Source organism: Pantoea sp. CFSAN033090 (assembly GCF_001264395.1).
GTDB classification, from domain to species: Bacteria; Pseudomonadota; Gammaproteobacteria; order Enterobacterales; family Enterobacteriaceae; genus Pantoea; species Pantoea agglomerans.
Genome location: NZ_LGYX01000002.1, coordinates 1 through 19,179 on the forward strand (window position 1 = coordinate 1; position 19,179 = coordinate 19,179).

General features: G+C 54.8%; 17 protein-coding genes. 6 read left to right on the top strand and 11 right to left on the bottom strand.

All coding sequences use genetic code 11. The features are described 5' to 3' along the window. Nucleotides 1–158: 158 nt before the first annotated feature. From AFL22_RS02155 to AFL22_RS02205, 11 genes are all read right to left on the bottom strand, one after another. Nucleotides 159–953, bottom strand: a complete 795-nt coding sequence (locus AFL22_RS02155) for an SIR2 family protein (RefSeq protein WP_010247078.1) — start codon at nucleotides 951–953, stop codon at nucleotides 159–161. After that, nucleotides 950–1,510 carry a non-canonical purine NTP pyrophosphatase gene (locus AFL22_RS02160; RefSeq protein ID WP_010247077.1) on the bottom strand — a complete coding sequence of 187 codons (561 nt, stop codon included), beginning with the start codon at nucleotides 1,508–1,510 and terminating at the stop codon, nucleotides 950–952. The genes AFL22_RS02155 and AFL22_RS02160 overlap by 4 nt, the downstream gene beginning before the upstream one ends. A 156-nt stretch (nucleotides 1,511–1,666) precedes the next feature. Beyond that, on the bottom strand, nucleotides 1,667–2,566 hold the full coding sequence (locus AFL22_RS02165; protein ID WP_052270699.1) for an ABC transporter substrate-binding protein: 900 nt from the start codon (nucleotides 2,564–2,566) through the stop codon (nucleotides 1,667–1,669). Then, the gene (locus tag AFL22_RS02170) at nucleotides 2,563–3,357 is read right to left on the bottom strand and encodes an amino acid ABC transporter ATP-binding protein (protein WP_052270700.1); all 795 of its coding nucleotides are present in this window, start codon (nucleotides 3,355–3,357) and stop codon (nucleotides 2,563–2,565) included. Before AFL22_RS02170 ends, AFL22_RS02165 begins: the two co-directional genes overlap by 4 nt. After that, nucleotides 3,341–4,267: an amino acid ABC transporter permease gene (locus AFL22_RS02175; RefSeq protein ID WP_052270701.1), complete on the bottom strand. Its 927-nt coding sequence runs from the start codon at nucleotides 4,265–4,267 to the stop codon at nucleotides 3,341–3,343. Before AFL22_RS02175 ends, AFL22_RS02170 begins: the two co-directional genes overlap by 17 nt. Before the next feature lie 9 nt (nucleotides 4,268–4,276). Then, nucleotides 4,277–4,795 (bottom strand): GNAT family N-acetyltransferase, encoded by a 519-nt coding sequence (locus tag AFL22_RS02180; protein ID WP_010247073.1) that lies wholly within the window; start codon nucleotides 4,793–4,795, stop codon nucleotides 4,277–4,279. 10 nt (nucleotides 4,796–4,805) lie between these two features. After that, a complete protein-coding gene (locus AFL22_RS02185) occupies nucleotides 4,806–5,747 on the bottom strand; it encodes an ABC transporter substrate-binding protein (protein WP_052270702.1) in 942 nt (313 codons plus the stop codon). Nucleotides 5,748–5,758: 11 nt separating this feature from the next. Further along, complete coding sequence (locus AFL22_RS02190; protein ID WP_033760494.1) at nucleotides 5,759–7,072, bottom strand: LLM class flavin-dependent oxidoreductase; 1,314 nt, start codon at nucleotides 7,070–7,072, stop codon at nucleotides 5,759–5,761. A gap of 80 nt (nucleotides 7,073–7,152) precedes the next feature. After that, entirely contained in the window at nucleotides 7,153–8,304 is a 1,152-nt protein-coding gene (locus tag AFL22_RS02195; protein ID WP_052270703.1) for an amidohydrolase, read from the bottom strand. 23 nt (nucleotides 8,305–8,327) lie between these two features. Beyond that, nucleotides 8,328–9,326 carry an MsnO8 family LLM class oxidoreductase gene (locus AFL22_RS02200; protein WP_033768955.1) on the bottom strand — a complete coding sequence of 333 codons (999 nt, stop codon included), beginning with the start codon at nucleotides 9,324–9,326 and terminating at the stop codon, nucleotides 8,328–8,330. Between the two features lie 553 nt (nucleotides 9,327–9,879). Then, on the bottom strand, nucleotides 9,880–10,614 hold the full coding sequence (locus AFL22_RS02205) for a GntR family transcriptional regulator (RefSeq protein ID WP_010247068.1): 735 nt from the start codon (nucleotides 10,612–10,614) through the stop codon (nucleotides 9,880–9,882). Between the two features lie 577 nt (nucleotides 10,615–11,191). Here AFL22_RS02205 and AFL22_RS02210 point away from each other — a divergent pair. From AFL22_RS02210 to AFL22_RS02235, 6 genes are all read left to right on the top strand, one after another. Then, on the top strand, nucleotides 11,192–11,641 hold the full coding sequence (locus tag AFL22_RS02210; RefSeq protein WP_010247067.1) for a PTS sugar transporter subunit IIA: 450 nt from the start codon (nucleotides 11,192–11,194) through the stop codon (nucleotides 11,639–11,641). A 48-nt stretch (nucleotides 11,642–11,689) separates the two neighbouring features. Beyond that, on the top strand, nucleotides 11,690–11,962 hold the full coding sequence (locus AFL22_RS02215; protein ID WP_010247066.1) for a PTS sugar transporter subunit IIB: 273 nt from the start codon (nucleotides 11,690–11,692) through the stop codon (nucleotides 11,960–11,962). Nucleotides 11,963–12,001: 39 nt separating this feature from the next. Further along, the gene (locus AFL22_RS02220; protein ID WP_022624351.1) at nucleotides 12,002–13,375 is read left to right on the top strand and encodes a PTS ascorbate transporter subunit IIC; all 1,374 of its coding nucleotides are present in this window, start codon (nucleotides 12,002–12,004) and stop codon (nucleotides 13,373–13,375) included. A gap of 552 nt (nucleotides 13,376–13,927) precedes the next feature. Next, the gene (locus AFL22_RS02225; protein ID WP_010670382.1) at nucleotides 13,928–15,481 is read left to right on the top strand and encodes an aspartate aminotransferase family protein; all 1,554 of its coding nucleotides are present in this window, start codon (nucleotides 13,928–13,930) and stop codon (nucleotides 15,479–15,481) included. Between the two features lie 10 nt (nucleotides 15,482–15,491). Beyond that, entirely contained in the window at nucleotides 15,492–16,784 is a 1,293-nt protein-coding gene (locus tag AFL22_RS02230; protein WP_010247061.1) for a lysine N(6)-hydroxylase/L-ornithine N(5)-oxygenase family protein, read from the top strand. 1 nt (nucleotide 16,785) lies between these two features. Then, nucleotides 16,786–19,140 carry a GNAT family N-acetyltransferase gene (locus AFL22_RS02235; protein ID WP_052270704.1) on the top strand — a complete coding sequence of 785 codons (2,355 nt, stop codon included), beginning with the start codon at nucleotides 16,786–16,788 and terminating at the stop codon, nucleotides 19,138–19,140. Nucleotides 19,141–19,179: the final 39 nt, after the last annotated feature.

The window sequence follows — 19,179 nt, forward strand, 5'->3', positions numbered from 1 at the left end:
CACTACAACAGGGGAAGACCCGTATACATACAGTATATCATGCCGATCCTGCTTTGCCAGCAGAGAATAGAGTTTATCGGTTGTGCACGGGCTAACCTTAACCTGGCACAGGCTTTTTTCATTTTTCCTGACGCATTCTCCGCCGCGAGGGCCGGCGGCTACACCAGCAGCTCTTCAAGAAACATCGCCAATGCCTTACGGGGATCGTCCTCTTCCGAGACGATCACCTCGATCCCCCACTGCCCCAGCACCTCTTTAGCCACCGGGTTGTTCCGGTTAGTGAACAGGTACGATTTTGGCCGGGCGGTTGCCAGCCCGGTGCGGCCCCACATCTTGGTCAGACGGTAAAACAGCAGGCGAATATTGAAATCACTGATGCTGTAGCCGACAAACAGCACTGAGTTGCCCATCACATCGTGAGTCAGTTTGATGTCGAGCGGCGAATCAAAATAGAGGCGTTCAAAATAGCTGCTCTCATCGAGCACGATTGAGGTGTCATCATCAAAATCACCGTGCAGCTTGATGATGTGACGCTTATCTTCGGTGAGAGAGACCAGGTCCGCGGCGTTGGCCACTTTATAATAGGGTACGCCGTGCGCTTCATGCGCCGCTTCCAGCCAGCGATCGTAATTGGTGGTGTAGATACGCGAGAAGTTACCCTGCGTAATCATGGTATGAATTTCAGAAGAGCGGACATCAATATCGGGGCGATGCCATTCGCGATCCATCCAGCTGCGCAGCGGGCCAAGCGAACCTTTTTTCTGTTTGTAATACTCCGCCAGCGACAGGTGCGTGCCATAGGTATTGAAGATTTTTGGATCGTAACCCAGCTCATTAGCAAGATGCGCAATCAGTTCATGCCACTCGGGCAGGCCAAAATTGCGCGAAATACCGGCACCGGCAAACAGAATCAGTTTGCCGGAATCATAGGCGCGTTTGAGTTCAGGTTTCATGCCATGCCCCGCGAGGTTTTTAAAAAGGTGGCGAAGCGATCCAGCGCGATGCGCCGCATCGAGATCTCATTCTTGAGTTCGCCCATTTCAGCAAACGTCTGCTCATAGCCTTCGGGAATAAAGACGCAGTCCCACTGAAAGCCACGCGTTCCGGCAGGTTTCGCGGCGATGGTGCCGCGTAGTTCACCCGAAAACTGGTACATTTTGCGGCCATCGCAGTAGCCCAGCACCGTTTTGGCCGTCACGGCCTGGCTGTCGAGCCCCTGCACCAGCGCGGTAAAGCGCTCAGCGTCCAGGCGGTTCCAGAAGATTCGGGTCAGGCCGGCGGGCAGACCATTGAGGCCATCCAGATAGAGGCCGGTATGCTCCACAAACAGCGGTCGCCCAATCAGCGAAAAGGCTTTGGTCAGTTTGTCGCGCACCAGGTCGAGTTCGTTTTCAGTCTGAATTTCTTCGATGCGACGGGCGATGGGCAGAACTTCGACCCCGACAGGTTCGAGTATTTTGCGCACCTCCGCCAGCTTTTGCTCATTGGCAGAAAGGAATCTGATCTTCATGGGGCTTCCAGGTCAATTAATCCGCCACGCAGTGAGGATTTTACGGAAACAGGCGGGCAGGATAAATCACTAACGCTGGAGAGTGTAGTTCAATTCTGTGCTCATCAGGTTGAAGTGCGCAGAACCGGCCGCAGCAGGCGAGCCGGTTCTGCAGACTCAGTAAACAATGCCGGGTGGATTCACCGTGGATTGAGTGATGGCCTCATCCTGTTCGCCCCAGCGTGCCAGCACCTGCTGATACTGCCCGCCTGCGATGGTGCCATCCAGCGCAGCCTGCAACGCGGGTGCCAGGCCATTGCCCTTTTTGGTGGTCACGGCGACCCAGGCGCGAAACGGTCCGCTGCCAACCAGCTTTGTCTGTCCGCGTGACGCCACTTTCCAGGCCGCCATCGAGTGAGGGCCAAACATCGCATCTGCCCGTCCCGACAGCAACGTCAGCGTCGCGGAGGCATCATCAGTCAGGTAAATCGGCGTTACCGCAGGCAAACCTTTAGCCCGGTTCTGCTCATCCCAGCTCAGTAAAATACGCTCCTGATTGGTGCCCGAGGCGACGATAATTCGCTTACCGGCAATATCCGCCGGACTGTTAATCTTGCTGATATGACTGCTGCTTTTCACCGCAAAAGCGTGGTTATCGGCGCGATACGTCGCAAAATCGAACTTCTTCTTGCGCTCTTCGGTCACGGCAATATTGAACATCGCGACATCATAGCGTCCGGCGCTGATGCCCAGCGGCCAGTCCTCCCAGGAAGCCGGAACCAGCCTGAGCTTCAGCCCCAGGCTATCAGCAAGGAGTCGGGCGATATCGGGATCACTGCCGATCCGCGTGACGTTATCAGACGCCAGCAGCGACAGCGGCGGCGAGTTGGTCGCTGAGGTAGCGACCGTCAGGGTGCCCGGTTCGATAAAACGGTAATTGGCCGGAATTTGAGCAATAGCCTGCGGATTGGCCGGGGCATGAATCGGCGTCTCGTTTTGCAGGACATCGAGCTTCTCAGCCGCAGAACAGGCCAGCGCCGGAAGCAGCGTCAGAATCGTTAACGTTAATGCCCTCATAACACGCGCGCCAGAAAGCGTCGGGTGCGCTCATGACGCGGATTATTGAGCACCTGGGAGGTGCTGCCCTGCTCCACAATCCGGCCATCCACCATAAAGACCACGTTGTCCGCCACTTCACGGGCAAAGCCAATCTCATGCGTCACAATCACCAGCGTAGTGCCGGAACGCGCCAGCTTTTTAATTACATCCAGCACTTCGCCCACCAGTTCAGGATCCAGCGCCGAGGTCGGCTCATCGAACAACATGACCCGTGGATTGAGCATCAGCGCACGCGCAATCGCGATGCGCTGTTGCTGCCCGCCCGACAGGTGACGCGGCCACGCATCGGCTTTATGCCGCAGGCCCACAATATCCAGCAGTTCACCTGCACGCTGTATCGCTTCCGGTTTCGTTAACTGACGATGGGCAATCGGCGCTTCAATCAGGTTATCCAGCACGCTGAGGTGTGGGAACAGATTGAAGTTCTGGAATACGTAGCCGACGTTGATGCGCTGGCGCAGAATCGCCTTCTCTTTCAGTTCATACAGCTTATTGCCGCGCTGCTGATAGCCGATGTAGTCGCCATCAATCTGAATAAATCCTTCGTCGACCCGTTCCAGATGATTGATGGTGCGCAGCAGCGTGGATTTACCGGAGCCGGACGGCCCGAGGATCACCGTGACGGACCCCGGTGCCAGTGACAGCGATACATCATCCAGCGCTTTATGTTTACCAAATCGTTTACTGACGCCGGTGATGCTGATGGCACCGGTAGTGTGTGAGGTGCGGTAATCAATGGCTTCGGACATGGCTGATCTCCTCGGTCGGATGAAGTGGCGTGACGCGGTTGCGCCATTGTCGCCAGCGCGACGGTTGCGGTTCACGGGTGACGCTGCGGGCCATCCAGCGTTCGGCGTTGTACTGAATCACGGACAACACGGTGGTGATAATCAGATACCAGGCAGCACCGACCATCAGCAGTGGGATCACTTCCTGATTGCGGTTGTAGATCATCTGGATGGTGTAGAACAGCTCCGGCATCGCCAGCACATAAACCACGGATGTGCCTTTCGCCAGACTGATGATCTCGTTGAACGCGGTGGGGATAATGGCGCGCAGCGCCTGCGGCAGAATGATGCGGAAAGTGCGGCGTGTGGCAGAGAGACCCAGCGCGGACGCGGCCTCTACCTGACCGTGATCGACGCCGAGGATCCCGCCGCGAATAATTTCCGCGCTGTAGGCCGCCTGCACCAGCGTCAGACCGATAACGGCTGCCTGAAACTGCCCCAGCACGTTAATCGTCTGATACGCCCCCCAGGAGAGGCCGGTAAACGGAATGCCGACAGACAGGGTGTCGTAGAGATAGGAGAAGTTATAAAGAATGATCAGCACCACAATCAGTGGCAGTGACCTGAACAGCCAGATATAACCCCATGCCAGCGTGCTCAGCAGCCAGGATGAGGAGAGACGTGCCAGCGCCAGCAGACCACCCAGAAACAGACTGAATATCGTACCCATCAGCGTCAGCAGCAGCGTCTGACCCAGACCGTGCAGGATCACCGGGTCAAAGAACCAGCGGGCAAACACGCTCCATTCCCAGCGCGGATTAAAGGCCACTGACTGCACCACGCCTGCCAGAATAAACAGCGCAACGATAGCCCCTGCCGTGCGTGCCGGGTAGCGTGCCGGCACCACCTGCAGATGTTGATGTTTGCTCATGGTCACCTCTTAACTTGCCGCGGCGACGTTATAAACGCCGATCACTTTGATAAAACGCAGTCGTCCGTCGTGCGGCGGCTGGCCATAACGCTCCAGATCCCCGCTGAGATCGAACTGTGGCTGATAACCGTGACCGGTATAGAGCCGCACCGCCTCCGGCTGACGGAAGCCGGTGGTGAGAAACAGCCGCTGATAGCCCGCCTGTAAAGCGCGACGCTCCAGCTCCTGTAACACCACCAGCGCCAGCCCCTGACGACGCAGATCGCTGCGGGTCCAGATGCGCTTCAGCTCGGCGGTCTGCGGGTCATAGGGTTTATAAGCGCCCATCGCGATGATCTCGCCGTCACGCTCCAGCACGATAAACAGCCCCTGCGGCGGCAGATACCATTCGGTCAGCTCCTGTTCCAGCTCGTTACGACGGGAAAAGTAGTCGCCATAGCGTGCGGAATATTCGCCAAACAGGCCGCCCAGGATCGGTTGCAACTCCGGCGCGTCGGGTGAAACTTCGCGAAAAGTGGATTCACTCATGGTCAGCTCCTTAGTCGCCCAGCCCGGCGGGATTGATTTCAGAACGATCGATCTTCTCAACACCTTCACCCCAGCGGTTCAGCACCTTCTGATAGTCACCGTTGCCGATCACACCGTTCAGCGCGGTGCTGATCGGTTCCGCCAGACCGCTGCCTTTCTTCACGGTAACGGCAATGTGCGCCGCTTTGGGCCAGCCGCCATCGACGCTGCCGACCAGACGGGTTTTACCGGTCAGTGCCGCTTTCCAGGCACCAATCACATTGGGACCAAAGTAGGCATCAGCCCGGCCAGCCTGCAGCGCCAGCGTCTGAGCGGCATCATCTTTGGTATAAACCGGCGTAAAAGCTTTCAGTCCCTTTGCCTGATTCTCTTTATCCCACGCCAGCAGAATCGCCTCCTGATTGGTGCCGGATCCCACAATGATCCTCAGCCCGGCAATATCTTCTGCTTTGGTCAGTGACTTTATCGGGCTGCTGGTTTTGACATAAAAACCCAGTGAATCTTTGCGGTAGGTGGCGAAGTCGAACTTCTCTTTACGATCTTTGGTCACGGTAATGTTGGAGATCGCCGCGTCATACTTGCCCGAGGCCACACCCAGCGGCCAGTCTTCCCAGGACGCTGGTACCACGTTGAGTTTTAATCCCAGGCTGTCAGCCACCAGCCGGGCAATATCCACTTCGCTGCCAAGCAGGGTTTTATTGTCATCGGAAAACACCGTCAACGGCGGGGAATTCAGCGCGGCGACCGCCACGGTAAAGGAACCCGGCACCACAAAACGATGACCCGCAGGCAGTTGCGCGATCGCCTCCGGATTCTTCACGGTATTGATCGGCGCTTTGTTAGCTTCAAGGCTGACGCGCTGGCCGTTAAAGGAGACGCTGGTATCTTCAGCCAGCGCATGGCTACTGGCCGCCAGAATAAGCAGGGCGATAAGACGCGATGTTTTGTTCATGGCTTGTGCTCTTATTGTGAGGTGAACTGATTAACAGGTTGTTTCAGGGCGAAGCTGTCACGAAGCGTGCTGCCCGGATAGTCGCGGCGCGTCAGGCCGCGAGCCTGCAAAATCGGCACCACGCGGTCAACAAAACGTTCAAAGGTATCGGGCGTGCCGCCGTTAATGATGAAGCCGTCAGTGGCGTGGGTTTCAAACCAGAGCTGCAGGCCATCCGCCACCTCTTCCGGCGTGCCGTGAAACAGCGGGCGTGGCGTTGCCGCTTCCAGTGCGGCCTGGCGCAGGGTATGCCCATGCTGCTGTGCTTTGCGTTTGATCTCGTCGGTGGTGCTGCGGAAGCTGTTCTGACCGATGTCACCGATATCCGGGAACGGCTGATCCAGCGGGTACTGAGAGAAGTCGTGATGGTCGAAGAAACGCCCGAGGTAGTTAAGTGCATCGGTAATCGACACCAGCGCCGCCGTGGTCTGATACTGGCGTTCCACGTCCTCGGCATCATCGCCAACAATTACACTGACACCCTGGAAGATGTGCAAATCGTCTGGCTGACGGCCATTCGCCACCAGTTGCTGTTTCACATCCTGGTAAAATGCCTGCGCCTCTTCACGCGTCGGCTGATGGGTGAAGATGGCGTCAGCATGACGCGCCGCCAGTTTTTTACCGTCATCGGACGCGCCAGCCTGGAAGATAATCGGACGACCCTGCGGCGTGCGGGCGATGTTCAGCGGCCCCTGCACCTGGAAGAAATCACCGTGATGATCGAGCGTGTGCAGCTTCGCCGGATCGAAAAATTGCCCGCTGGCCTTATCACGTACAAAAGCATCCTGCTCCCACGAATCCCACAATCCTTTCACCACCTGCAGATACTCATCGGCAATGCGGTAACGCAATGCGTGCTCCGGGTGTTGCTGGCGTGAGAAGTTTTTGGCCGATCCTTCCAGCGGTGACGTCACCACGTTCCAGCCCGCACGCCCGCCGCTGAGATGATCAAGGCTGGCAAACTGACGCGCCACGGTGAACGGCTCGCTGTAAGAGGTCGATACCGTGCCGACCAGCCCCAGATGTTCAGTGACGCCCGCCAGCGCCGAGAGCAGCGTCAGCGGCTCAAAGCGATTCAGAAAGTGCGGGATCGACTTTTCGTTAATAAACAACCCGTCGGCGACAAACAGAAAATCGAGTTTGCCCTGCTCCGCCTTGCGGGCAATTTTTTTGGCGTAATCCAGATTAATACTGGCATCGGCCTGCGCCGCCGGATGGCGCCAGGCAGACATGTTTCCCGATGCGCCATGCAGAATGGTGCCCAGCCGAAGTTGTCTTGTGGTCATGATGCTCTCTCTTTTTTAGTCGTAGCGATGCCCGACGACGGTGGTCAGAACCGTCGTGCTTTAGCGGGTTGCAGATGAATTCAGTTCAGAATGGCTTCCCGACATCGCGCGTTAAGATGTTGCAGCGCCTGGCGGGCCAGTCGGGCGAAGTAGTCGGCGGCGGGCGCAATCAGCGCCTCATCCGGGGTAAAGCTGGCATGGTGCAGACCAAAGTCACTGGCGCTGCCGATGCTGACAAACGCCCCCGGCACCTGTTGCAGATAAAAGGCAAAATCCTCCCCCAGCAGATGGAGATCGGCGGTCTGCACCCGATAGCCCGCCTGCTGCGCCACTTCGCTGCTGAAGGTCGCCCAGTGCGCATCGTTGATCAGCACTGGCGGGCCAGGATGCCAGCTCAGGGTTGCCTGCGCGCCATTGGCGTCGGCGAAGTGCTCAACCAGCGTGCGCACCCGCTGTTCCAGTTCGGCGCGCACCTGTAAATCGTGGGTTCGGGCCGTGCCGCCAAACTCAACGCCGCCGGGTAATACATTCCAGCTTTTGCCGCCGTCGATGCGGGTAATGCTCAGTACCAGACTGTCCAGGGCACTGAAGCTGCGGCTGGTGAGTCCCTGTAACGCCTGGATAATCTGGCTGGCCGTCACAATGCTGTCGACACCCTGCTCCGGATACGCGGCATGTGCGCCTTTGCCGGTGACGCGAATAATAAATTTGTCAGCATTCGCGTAGAACGCCCCGCTGCGGGTGGCAAAGGTGCCGACGGGCAGCGAAGGCTCGTTGTGCATCCCGAAGATAGCCTGCACCTCATCCAGTACGCCTGCCTCAATGAACTGACGCGCGCCGCGCGCTATCTCTTCAGCGGGCTGGAACAGGATGCGCACCCGGCCAGCTAACCGATCGGCTTGTGAATTGAGCTTTAAGGCCGCACCCAGCATCACCGCGCTGTGCAGGTCATGACCGCAGGCGTGCATCACGCCAGGATGGCGGGAGTGAAAACGCACCCCGCTCGCCTCATGGATCGGCAGCGCATCGATGTCGGCGCGCAGCGCGATCACCGTCTCTCCGCTGCCAATTTCTGCCACCACGCCGGTTTCCAGTGGATAGTCCAGCAGCCGGATACCCGCCGCCTGCAGCCAGCCCCGCAGTCGCGCGGTGGTGGCGAACTCCTGACCTGACAGCTCCGGCCAGGTGTGCAGTTCGCGTCGCCATTCAATCAGTTGTGACTCAGGGTTCATGATGACTCTCCACTGACGGGGATTCAGGCTGCGACCAGATGATGCGTGGCCAGCAGTTCAAGTGACTGCAGACGTGCAACCGGCTCAGTAATCGGCGTGTCGATAACAAACTCATCAATGTCAAAATTATGATGCAGCGCGTCCAGCTGGGCATGAACCTGCGCCGCCGTGCCTTTCAGAAGTGACGGCGTGCGCGGCTCAATCTGATAATCGCGGTATCCACCCTGACGCACATAGCGCTCCGCCTGTTCCAGACTGGCGACGTTGACGCTCGGGCCATCTTTCACCGCTACATGGTAGTGACGAAGATTGGCTACCAGCAGGTCAGCCCCGGCGGGTGAGTCGGCTACCACCACCTGCACGGCCACCAGGGCGCGCTGACCCTGGCTCAGGCGGGAGTAAGTACTCAGTGCGTGCTCCAGCAACTGGCGGTCGCCATTGAGGTGAGCGGCAAAGACAAACTGCCAGCCCAGACTGGCGGCCAGCAGTGCGCTCTCTTCACTGGCACCCAGCAGAAAACGGTTCGCCGGACGTGGCGGCAGTGGCGTGGCGGCTAAACCCTCATCGTCAGGATCAGCCTGACCGGGCTTCAGCCAGCTATCCAGCAGCTGAAGCTGTTCGGCAAAGCTCCCTTTTTTAGCGGCATCAACACCCTGTTGCAGCGCATGGGTGGAGAGTGGAAGTCCGCCCGGCGCTTTGCCCACGCCGAGGTCAATGCGGCCCGGCGCCAGCGAAGCGAGCAGATTAAAGTTCTCTGCCACTTTATAAGGGCTGTAGTGCTGCAACATCACGCCGCCCGATCCGACGCGAATATGTCGTGTCTGGGCAATGATCCAGGCAATCAATACCTCAGGTGAAGGACTGGCCAGCTGCGCGGTGTTGTGATGTTCCGCCAGCCAGAAGCGGTGATAACCCCACTCCTCTGCCCGCTGCGCCATCTGCAGCGTGCGCTGCAGCGCCGCGGTGGGTGATTCACCCTGCAGCACGGGCGCTTTATCTAACAGACTTAATCGATATGCCATTCACCTGGTCCTTGTTTATTCCGGTTGCAGACCAGTGTGCTGCGCAGTCGATCATTGGTAAAACATCATATTGTTTTATGCATTATTGATTTCGTCATAATGGAGAACAGTGAGAAGTGAAAGAGGGAAAACGGGCTCTGAAACAGGTAATCAGGCAGATATTTTGCGTATAACGCTATTTGTTGCCTGATATTCAGGTGAGTAAAATCGGCGAACTGGCAAAGGTTTGCAGAAAATCGTCTTACGTATGGAGAGATGACAGCTGTTGTTAGCCGCGACTGCAGAAATTCAGACAGCCTGAATTCATGGCATTGAAATACATTCTTCACAGGATGTTGAAGCACGGGTCGCCAGATAGATAAATAAGCAAATGAAGAATGCAATTGAGTCAGAGATAACTCATTGCAACTGCCAGATGATTTACAGGACCTTATACATTATCCGGAATTAAGATCCTCTACTGTAATGAGAGGTGTAAACCGGGCATGAATCTGTCTGATAGGGTCATATCTGGGCACAGCAAAGCATTGAGCCCAGAAACAAGATTATTTTTCTAAGGCCGTTGCGAATTTTGTTTCAACGGGAAAAATCGGGTGTTGATAAGCGCCACATTGACTTCACATGGAACGCCGTCGTCGAGATAAACAGTTTCATTAAGCTGAATGACAGCATCCCCTTCCGCTAAATTAAGCAGTGTAAGCGACTGTGTATCCGTAAGATTGACGGCCGTTAAATGCTGGTCCCTTAGCTGCACTTTCTTACCGGTAACTTCTTCAATGTAGGCATATTTTGACAGTTCCAGCTTGCTGAACTCCATGCTGCTAAACATATTAACCGGCAGGTGAATATGTTCCAGAGCCACCGGGATGTCATCGAAACACATCAGGCGTAAAATTTTATAGATCTGATCGCTGTTTTTAATACGCAGCGCCTGAGCGATATCAGCAGAAGGAACCTTGATTATGCTGACCGATATGATTTTCCTTACACCTTTATGACCATTTCTTTGCGCCTGATAATCAAAGGGTGAAAGCACATGATATCGGTTCGCCTGGCTACTCATCTCCGTGGAACCGACAAAAATTCCCGAACCTTTAACCCGGTAAATTCTCTGCTGCTCCACCAGAATGCGTGTGGCTTCACGCACCGTTGCGCGAGTAATGCCGATGCTTTTAGCAATTGATATTTCGGTATCCAGTTTCTCTCCGGGTCGAAGGCCATCATCCTTAATTTTATTGAGGATGTAATCAACAACCTCTTTTTGTTTTTCAGTAATGCCATCAACCATTGGCTTTCTTCCCGTTTGAGTGAAGGACAGACTCCCTCTAATCCGTGTCAGTACAGTTCTGCCTGACATTGCCGGATGAGTACCACTTCCGCTAGCTGAATATGTGATCAACTTATCAAATTGGCACTGATGTTAAGCCTGATAAGCAATATTTTAACTTTACAGGTTGTGTCCGTACACGTCGAAGGACATCATCAGGATGACTAGACACCTTTAACATGTACAGATGTGATGACCGTTGTGAAATATAACCCCATCTGAACAATGAGAAAATATTTTTTTAATAACTCCATGAAAATCATGACTTTTAAGGATGTCACCTCCTTTTACTACATTCGATTTTTGTGTCGCTCTGCTGACAAAAAGTTTATCTAAAAAAGTGATAACGGGGTTTTTGAGGGAAACTGACTGTACATACTCAGGAATTTATGAAAAATCGGAATGCATAACAGGCCCTGTTCCGGTTGAGAAAATTTTATATGAGATGGGTTAATGCGCAACCGGGAGCAGGCAAACGCCACACGGTTTATGCGTTTAGTTAAATTTTATTGCGCATTTAAACAGGAGGAGTAAGACGATGTCACACCTGGCTAAGTGGTTAAATAACGAGAAAATCCAGTACGTCGAAAGCGTGACTGACTGGCAGGAAGCGTTAGTTATTGCGGGACGTCCTCTGCTCAGTGAGGGCGCAATATCGCAGGATTATATTGATGCGATTATTCAGCAAAAAGAGGAGATCGGCCCCTTTTTTGTCATCGCGCCCCAGATTGCCATGCCCCACGCACGCCCGGAACAGGGCGCACACAAACTGGGGTTGTCGATTGTGCTGCTGGGTACAGCAGTGAAATTTGACTCCGAAGAAAACGATCCGGTGAAGGCTATTTTCATGTTTGCCGCACCGGACAGTAATAGCCATATCGAAATGATCTCCCAGCTGGCGGAAGTGCTGTCCGATGAAGAGATCATGGCGCAGATATTCAATGCGAGCAGCAAAGAAGCGCTCATGACGATTTTATCAGGCGTTTAGTCTGCCCGTTGAAACGCGACTTTTAATCATTAGTTAATGAGGTTTGATATGAAAATTATGGCGGTGTGTGGTTCAGGTTTAGGCAGCAGCTTCATGATGGAAATGAACATCAAGAAAGTGCTTAAAACGATCGGTGTTGAAGCTGAAGTGGAACATTCGGATCTCGGCTCTGTCACCCCCGATGTGGCAGATGTTTTTGTTATGGCCAAAGACATTGCTTATAGCGCAAACCTTCCTGAACAGAAGGTCATCATCATTAATAACATCATTGACCTGAAAGAAGTGGAGCAGAAAATACGTGAGTATTTTGAGAAAAAGTGACGCTAATAATTAGATAAACACCTTACCCTCGAGGTTAATATGTTTACTCAAAATCTTTTGCAGTTCGTCGTCGACGTGCTGAAAGTGCCCTCTATATTAGTCGGACTGGTGGCATTTTTCGGACTGATTGCGCAGAAGAAGCCGTTTCCTGATGTTATCAAGGGCACGGTAAAAACTATTCTGGGCTTCCTGGTGCTGGCAGGCGGTGCGACCGTTCTGGTCGGTTCACTGACGCCACTGGGCGACATTTTCAAACATGCGTTTGATGTTCAGGGCATCATTCCTAATAACGAAGCAATGGTCTCTATCGCTCTGGCAAAATATGGTGCGCCTACCACGATGATCATGGCCTTCGGCATGGTCGCCAACATCGTTGTCGCTCGCTTCACCCGACTGAAATATATCTACCTCTCAGGGCATGTGACGTTCTATATGGCCTGTATGATCGCGATTATTTTATCGGTTGCTGGTTTTGAAGGTATTCAGCTTATTTACACCGGGTCACTGCTGTTGGGCATTCTGATGGCCACCTTCCCGGCGATCGCCCAGCCCTATATGCGTAAGATCATTGGTGGCGACCATGTCGCGCTGGCGCATACCGGGACAATTGGCTATGTCTTATCAGGCTGGATCGGCTCTTTGGTAGGCAAAGGATCTAAATCCACCGAAGAGATGAACATGCCAAAAAACCTCAGTTTTTTGCGTGACAGTACCATCTCGATCTCTCTGACGATGATGATTATCTACTTAATCCTGTCGGTGTCTGCCGGTAAAGACTATGTAGAGGCTAATTTCAGCAATGGTCAGAACTACCTTGTTTACTCCTTTATCCAGGCCATTACCTTCGCGGCGGGTGTCTTTATCATTCTGCAGGGTGTGCGCTTAATCCTGGCTGAAATTGTCCCTGCCTTTACCGGCTTTTCAGAAAAACTGGTTCCGGAAGCCAGACCGGCGCTGGATTGCCCGATTGTTTTCCCCTACGCCCCGAATGCGGTGCTGGTTGGCTTTATCTCCAGCTTTGTCGGTGGCCTGGTGGGGCTGTTTGTTCTCGGTCAGCTGCATTGGGTATTGATTCTGCCGGGTGTGGTTCCTCACTTCTTCTGTGGCGCTACGGCTGGCGTGTTTGGTAATGCGACCGGCGGCAAGCGTGGGGCGATTTGCGGTGCCTTTGCTCATGGCCTGTTAATTACCTTCCTGCCTGTCGCCCTGCTGCCGGTACTCGGACAGATAGGGCTGACCAACACCACCTTCTCGGATACCGACTTCGGCGTCACCGGCATCCTGCTGGGTAATATGGCTCACTTTATGGATAAGGGAACCATCACCATGATTATCACCGGCATTTTTGGCTTGTTAGTGATTTATAACTTTACGGCTAAAAAGAAGACACCTGTAGAAACAAATGCAGGATAATCAGAACGCTTAATGGCAACCAGAAAGGGCAATGAGCGCTTTCTGGTTGTTTGTGTGTAACCTGCTTTACAGCTCCGCTTATGCCCCGCCTGAATACCAATCAGAATGAGCCTCATTTAGCGCCAACTAAAATTATTATTACCACTCGTTTTCGCCCACCCCTGACCAATAGCCACTAATCGCAATCCCAATTACCTGACATCTGATGGCGCTAAACCGCGTAAAAAAAGGATTATTCCGATCCAGAAAAGTGATCAACATCACATTTTCAACATTAGACATACTAATAAATAAAATTTAACAACAAAACATTTGAATGATAATGATTAACATTTACACTCTCATCCGCATATAACAAAGCGTTTAACGCTGCCAAATCCACAAATAATATGCGGTATTTACTCTTTTTAAGGTGAAAACACTAATCCATTTAATGGTCAGGGTTTTTATCTGGTTAGTTAGTTTTATGTTTACTGGAGTTGTTGAGCGGACATCCAACGCTGCTGACCTTACGTCGGCAGGGTCACTGGTATTAACGCACAGGAACTGAACATGCTTTTACGCTCATCCACTCAGGCGGCACAGGATCTCGCGCCAGCATCCAATGCCAGCGGTGCCGAAACGGCTATTTTTAACGATCAGCAACTGGCGGCCTGGTCGCAGCAGACTCAGGAGGTGCTGGCGCTGATGACCCGTACCGTTACCGGCGTTGAGAAGCCTTTCAGCGGTATCCTGCCCCATGAACTGGCGGCGGAATTCAGTGAGGTCGATCTCGATCGTCCGCTGGGTAACAACGATGACGCCCTGACAGAGCTGAGTCAGCTCTATCTGCGTGACGCCGTCTGGTTTCACCACCCTAAATATCTGGCGCACCTGAACTGCCCGGTCGTGCTGCCCTCTCTGATGGCTGAGCAGATTATGGCGGCGGTGAATAGCTCGGTCGACACCTGGGATCAGAGCGCAGGCGGTACGCTGATTGAGCAGAAGGTGATCGACTGGACGCTTGGCCGCATCGGCCTGCCTGCCGGATCTGATGGGATTTTCACCAGCGGCGGCACCCAATCCAACCTGATGGCAATGCTTCTGGCGCGTGATAGCTGGTGCGCGGCACATCATCCGGGGCATCTGATTAAGCATCGCGGCCTGCCTGAGACCGCGTCGAAATGGCGAGTGTTTACCTCCAAACTCAGCCACTTCAGCATCCAGAAATCGATGGCGATTTTAGGGCTGGGCTATGACGCAGTTATCGCCGTTGATCACGACGCCCACTACCGTATGGACGCAGCGTGCCTGGCTAAGGAGATCGAGAAATGTCGCAGTGAAGGGCTGATCCCGATTGCTGTGGTTGCCACCAGCGGCACCACGGACTTTGGCAGCATCGATCCGCTGCCGGAGATTGCCCGTCTCTGTGACAATTATGGTTTGTGGATGCACGTTGACGCCGCTTACGGCTGTGGGCTGCTGGTCTCAGAGAATCATCGCTCACGCCTGAATGGCATTGAACGGGCTGATTCGGTCACCGTCGATTATCACAAATCTTTCTTCCAGACCGTCAGCTGCGGTGCGTTCTTTGTGCGGGACAGCCACAATCTGAAGCATGTCACGCACCATGCAGATTACCTGAATCCGCTCAGCGCCCAGCAGGAAGGCACGCCGAATCTGGTCAACAAAAGCATTCAGACCACCCGCCGATTTGATGCGCTAAAAATGTGGCTGACCCTTCGCGTGATGGGTCCGGCGGCGCTGGGTGACGCTTTCGATACGCTGATAGAGCTGACACAGGCGGCTCATGAGCGGTTAACTGCGCATCCTGCTATCGAAGTGCTGCACGCGCCTGAGCTGACCACCCAGATTTTCCGCTACGTGCCCGGCAAAAACGCCAGCGACGCACAGATCGACGAAATCAACGCCGCTATCCGTAAAGCGCTCTTCCGCTCCGGCAACGCAGTGATTGCCGGAACCAAAGTCGATGGGCGTCAGTACCTGAAATTCACCCTGTTAAATCCCACCACGACCATCGCCGACATCGAAGATGTGCTGAGCCTGATCGCGCACTATGGCCGCGAGCAGGTACGTGCGTCTGCGCTGAACGCGGCGAAACAGTGAGAGCTCTGAAATGAATAATTCCGTTTACGATTTTATTGGTATCGGTATCGGCCCTTTCAACCTGAGTCTGGCCTGTCTGAGTGAGCCGGTTGAGGGACTGAACGGTCTTTTCCTGGATGAGAACCCGGGCTTTGACTGGCACACCGGCATGATGCTGGAAAATGCCCATCTGCAGACGCCGTTTATGGCCGATCTGGTGACACTCGCCGATCCGACCAGCCCTTACAGCCTGCTTAACTACATGAAGGAAAAGGGGAAATTATACTCTTTTTATATCCGTGAAGACTTCTTCCTGATGCGCAAAGAGTATAATCAGTACTGCCAGTGGGCCAGTTCACGGCTCTCTAATCTGCGCTGGAACAGCCACGTTGAGTATGTCAGCTACGATGAGGCGGCTGGCGTCTATCAACTCCAGGTGACCGACACCCGGAATGGTCAGAAACAGAACTATCTGGCACGACATCTGATCCTCGGCACCGGGCCTAAAGCCTGGATGCCGGAGTGCAGCCAGCCGCACCGCCAGCGCCTGACGCACTCAAGCCACTATCTGGTCAACAAAGCGGAACTGCAGCAGAAGCGTTCCATCACCGTGCTGGGCAGCGGCCAGAGCGCGGCAGAAATCTACTACGACCTGCTGACCGATATCGACCGCTTTGGCTATCAGCTCAACTGGATCACCCGCGCGCCGCGCTTCTATCCGCTGGAGTACACCAAGCTCACGCTGGAGATGACCTCGCCGGAGTGGGTAGACTATTTCCACGCGCTGCCCGCCAGCACCCGGGACGAACTGAATGCGCGCCACAAGAATCTCTACAAAGGCATCAACAGCAGCCTGATTAACGACATTTATGACCTGATGTATGTAAAACAGCTCGATGGCGATCTGAACGTTAACCTGTTTACTCACTCGGCGCTGACCGCTATGCGCTGGCTGCCACAGGGAGAGTTCGAGCTGACGCTGCATCAGGAGGAGCAGGATTGCACCTTCACCCGTCGCACCGAAGGACTGGTGATGGCGACCGGCTATCACTACCAGCCACCGATGTTTTTAGAGGGCATCAACGCCCGCCTGCGCTGGGATGACAAAGGCCGCTACGACGTGCAGCGCAACTACAGCATCGATTATCACAATCAGATCTTCGTGCAGAACGCCGAACTGCACACACACGGTTTTGTTACGCCGGATCTCGGCATGGCCTGCTACCGCAACTCGGTGCTGCTGCGCGAACTGACAGGACGCGAGGTCTACCCGATCGAGCGTCAGATTGCCTTCCAGACCTTCCCGGCTAAATCGGAGCACTGAGATGAGTTCACAAACACTGTTCAGCGCCGCCCGCCCCGCAGGCCAGTTCACCCTGAGGCCCATGCTCGCCAGCGATGCGCCGCTGATTCATCGCTGGGTCACCCGCGATTACGCCCGCTTCTGGGGTATGCAGCAGCAGAGCCTGAATCAGGTCGCTGAGTTCTATGAGACGCTGACTGCAGCCGATCCCCATGCTGCGCTGATTGGTTGCTGCAACGACCAGCCGGTCTGCCTGATTGAGTGCTATCGCGCCAGCGACGATGAGGTCGGCAAATTTTATCCTGCCGCACCCGATGATTACGGCATGCATATCCTGATTGCCCCCGCCAGCCAGCCGATCAGAGCCTTCAGCTGGCAGGTCTTCACGCTGGTGATGGACTACATGTTCAGCCGCCCCGAGGTGCGCCGCGTGGTGGTAGAGCCAGATGTGCGCAATGAGAAGATTCACGTGCTGAATAAGCGTGCCGGGTTCCGCTATCAGCACACCATCGACATGGGTCATAAAACCGCCTGGCTGGCCTTTTGCCAGCGGGAAGATTATCAACACGCGTTACTGCAGGAGTCGCAGACTATGAACACCCCCTCTTCGCTGATGAACGGTACACATCTGACGGGCGACCACTGGGCGCAGGCAAACCGCATGCTAATCCGTAAAGCGATTGCCGAGTTCGCGCATGAGAAAATCATTACGCCACAGGAGTCGGGCAACGGCAGCTATCAGCTTGCGGTGCCAGGCGGTGAAGCGAGCTACCATTTCCGGGCGTCGCGGCTGGCGCTGGATCACTGGGAAATCGACGCCGGCTCACTGCGCAAGCAGGAGAACGGTCGTGATCTGCCGCTGGATGCGCTGAAATTTATCGTGGAGTTTAACGGGGAGATCGGTATTACACAGGCACTGCTGGCGACCTACATGGAAGAGATCAGCAGCACGCTGTGCAGCAGCGTTTATAAGCTGCAGAAGAATAATCCTGACAGCCAGGCGCTGGTCTCAGCCGATTTCCAGACGGTGGAAGCGGCGATGACCGAAGGCCATCCCTGCTTTGTTGCCAACAACGGGCGTATTGGCTTCGATGCCCATGATTATCTGGCGTATGCGCCCGAGGCCGCCGCGCCCGTTCACCTCATCTGGGTCGCGGTTCATCGCCGCAACGCCCATTTCTCCAGCCTCAGCGAGCTGAGCTATGAGCAGTTGATGCGTGATGAACTGGGCGACACCACCCTGGAGCAGTTTACTGCGCAGCTGGTGAATAAAGGGCTGGCGGTTGAGGAGTATATCCTGATGCCGGTGCATCCGTGGCAGTGGCAGAACAAACTGCTGACCGTATTTGCGGCGGACATCGCCAGTCACGATATTGTTTATCTCGGCACCGGAGACGATGCTTACCAGGCGCAGCAGTCGATCCGCACCTTCTTTAACCGCAGCCAGCCCACGAAGCGCTACGTGAAAACCGCCCTGTCGGTGCTGAACATGGGCTTTATGCGCGGACTGTCCCCCTACTATATGGCGACAACGCCCGCGATAAACGGCTGGCTGGAACAACTGGTTGCTGGCGATGCGTGGCTGAATCGCTGTGATTTCCGCATCCTGCGCGAAGTCGCGGCGGTCGGCTATCACAACCGCTACTATGAGCAGGCGATCAAAGGCGACTCCGCCTATAAAAAGATGTTTGCAGCGCTGTGGCGGGATAATCCTGCGGCCAGCCTGCAGTCCGGCCAGCGTCTGATGACCATGGCCTCTTTCCTGCACGTCGATCACCATCAGCAGGCACTGCTGCCAGCGCTGATAGCGGATTCTGGTTTGCCCGCGAAGCAGTGGATAGAACGCTACCTGACCTGCTATCTCAGCCCGCTGCTGCACTGCTTCTATCAGCATGACCTGGTGTTTATGCCGCACGGTGAAAACCTCATCATGCTGCTGGAGAACAACGTGCCGGTCAGTGCATACATGAAGGATATCGGCGAAGAGATCGCCGTGATGAATCCGGATGCGGTGCTGCCGGAAGGCGTGCAGCGTCTGGCGGTCGATGTGCCGGAGAACCTGAAGCTGCTCTCGATCTTCACCGATGTGTTTGACTGCATCTTCCGCTTTATCAGCGCGATTCTGCATCAGTCAGGAACGCTGCCGGAGGAAGAGTTCTGGCAGGCGGTGGCGCAGTGCGTGAAGGATTACCAGCAGGCGCACCCGGAGCATGCCACTAAGTTCGCGCGCTATGATATGTTCGCGCCGGAGTTTACCCGCTCCTGTCTGAACCGCCTGCAGCTGGCGAATAACCAGCAGATGATAAACCTCGCCGATCCCGCTGAGAACCTCAAGTTCGCCGGAACGCTGAACAACCCGATTGCCCGCTGGCGATAAGCGTTACACCGTCACGCTGAAATTATGCGGTCACCCTGG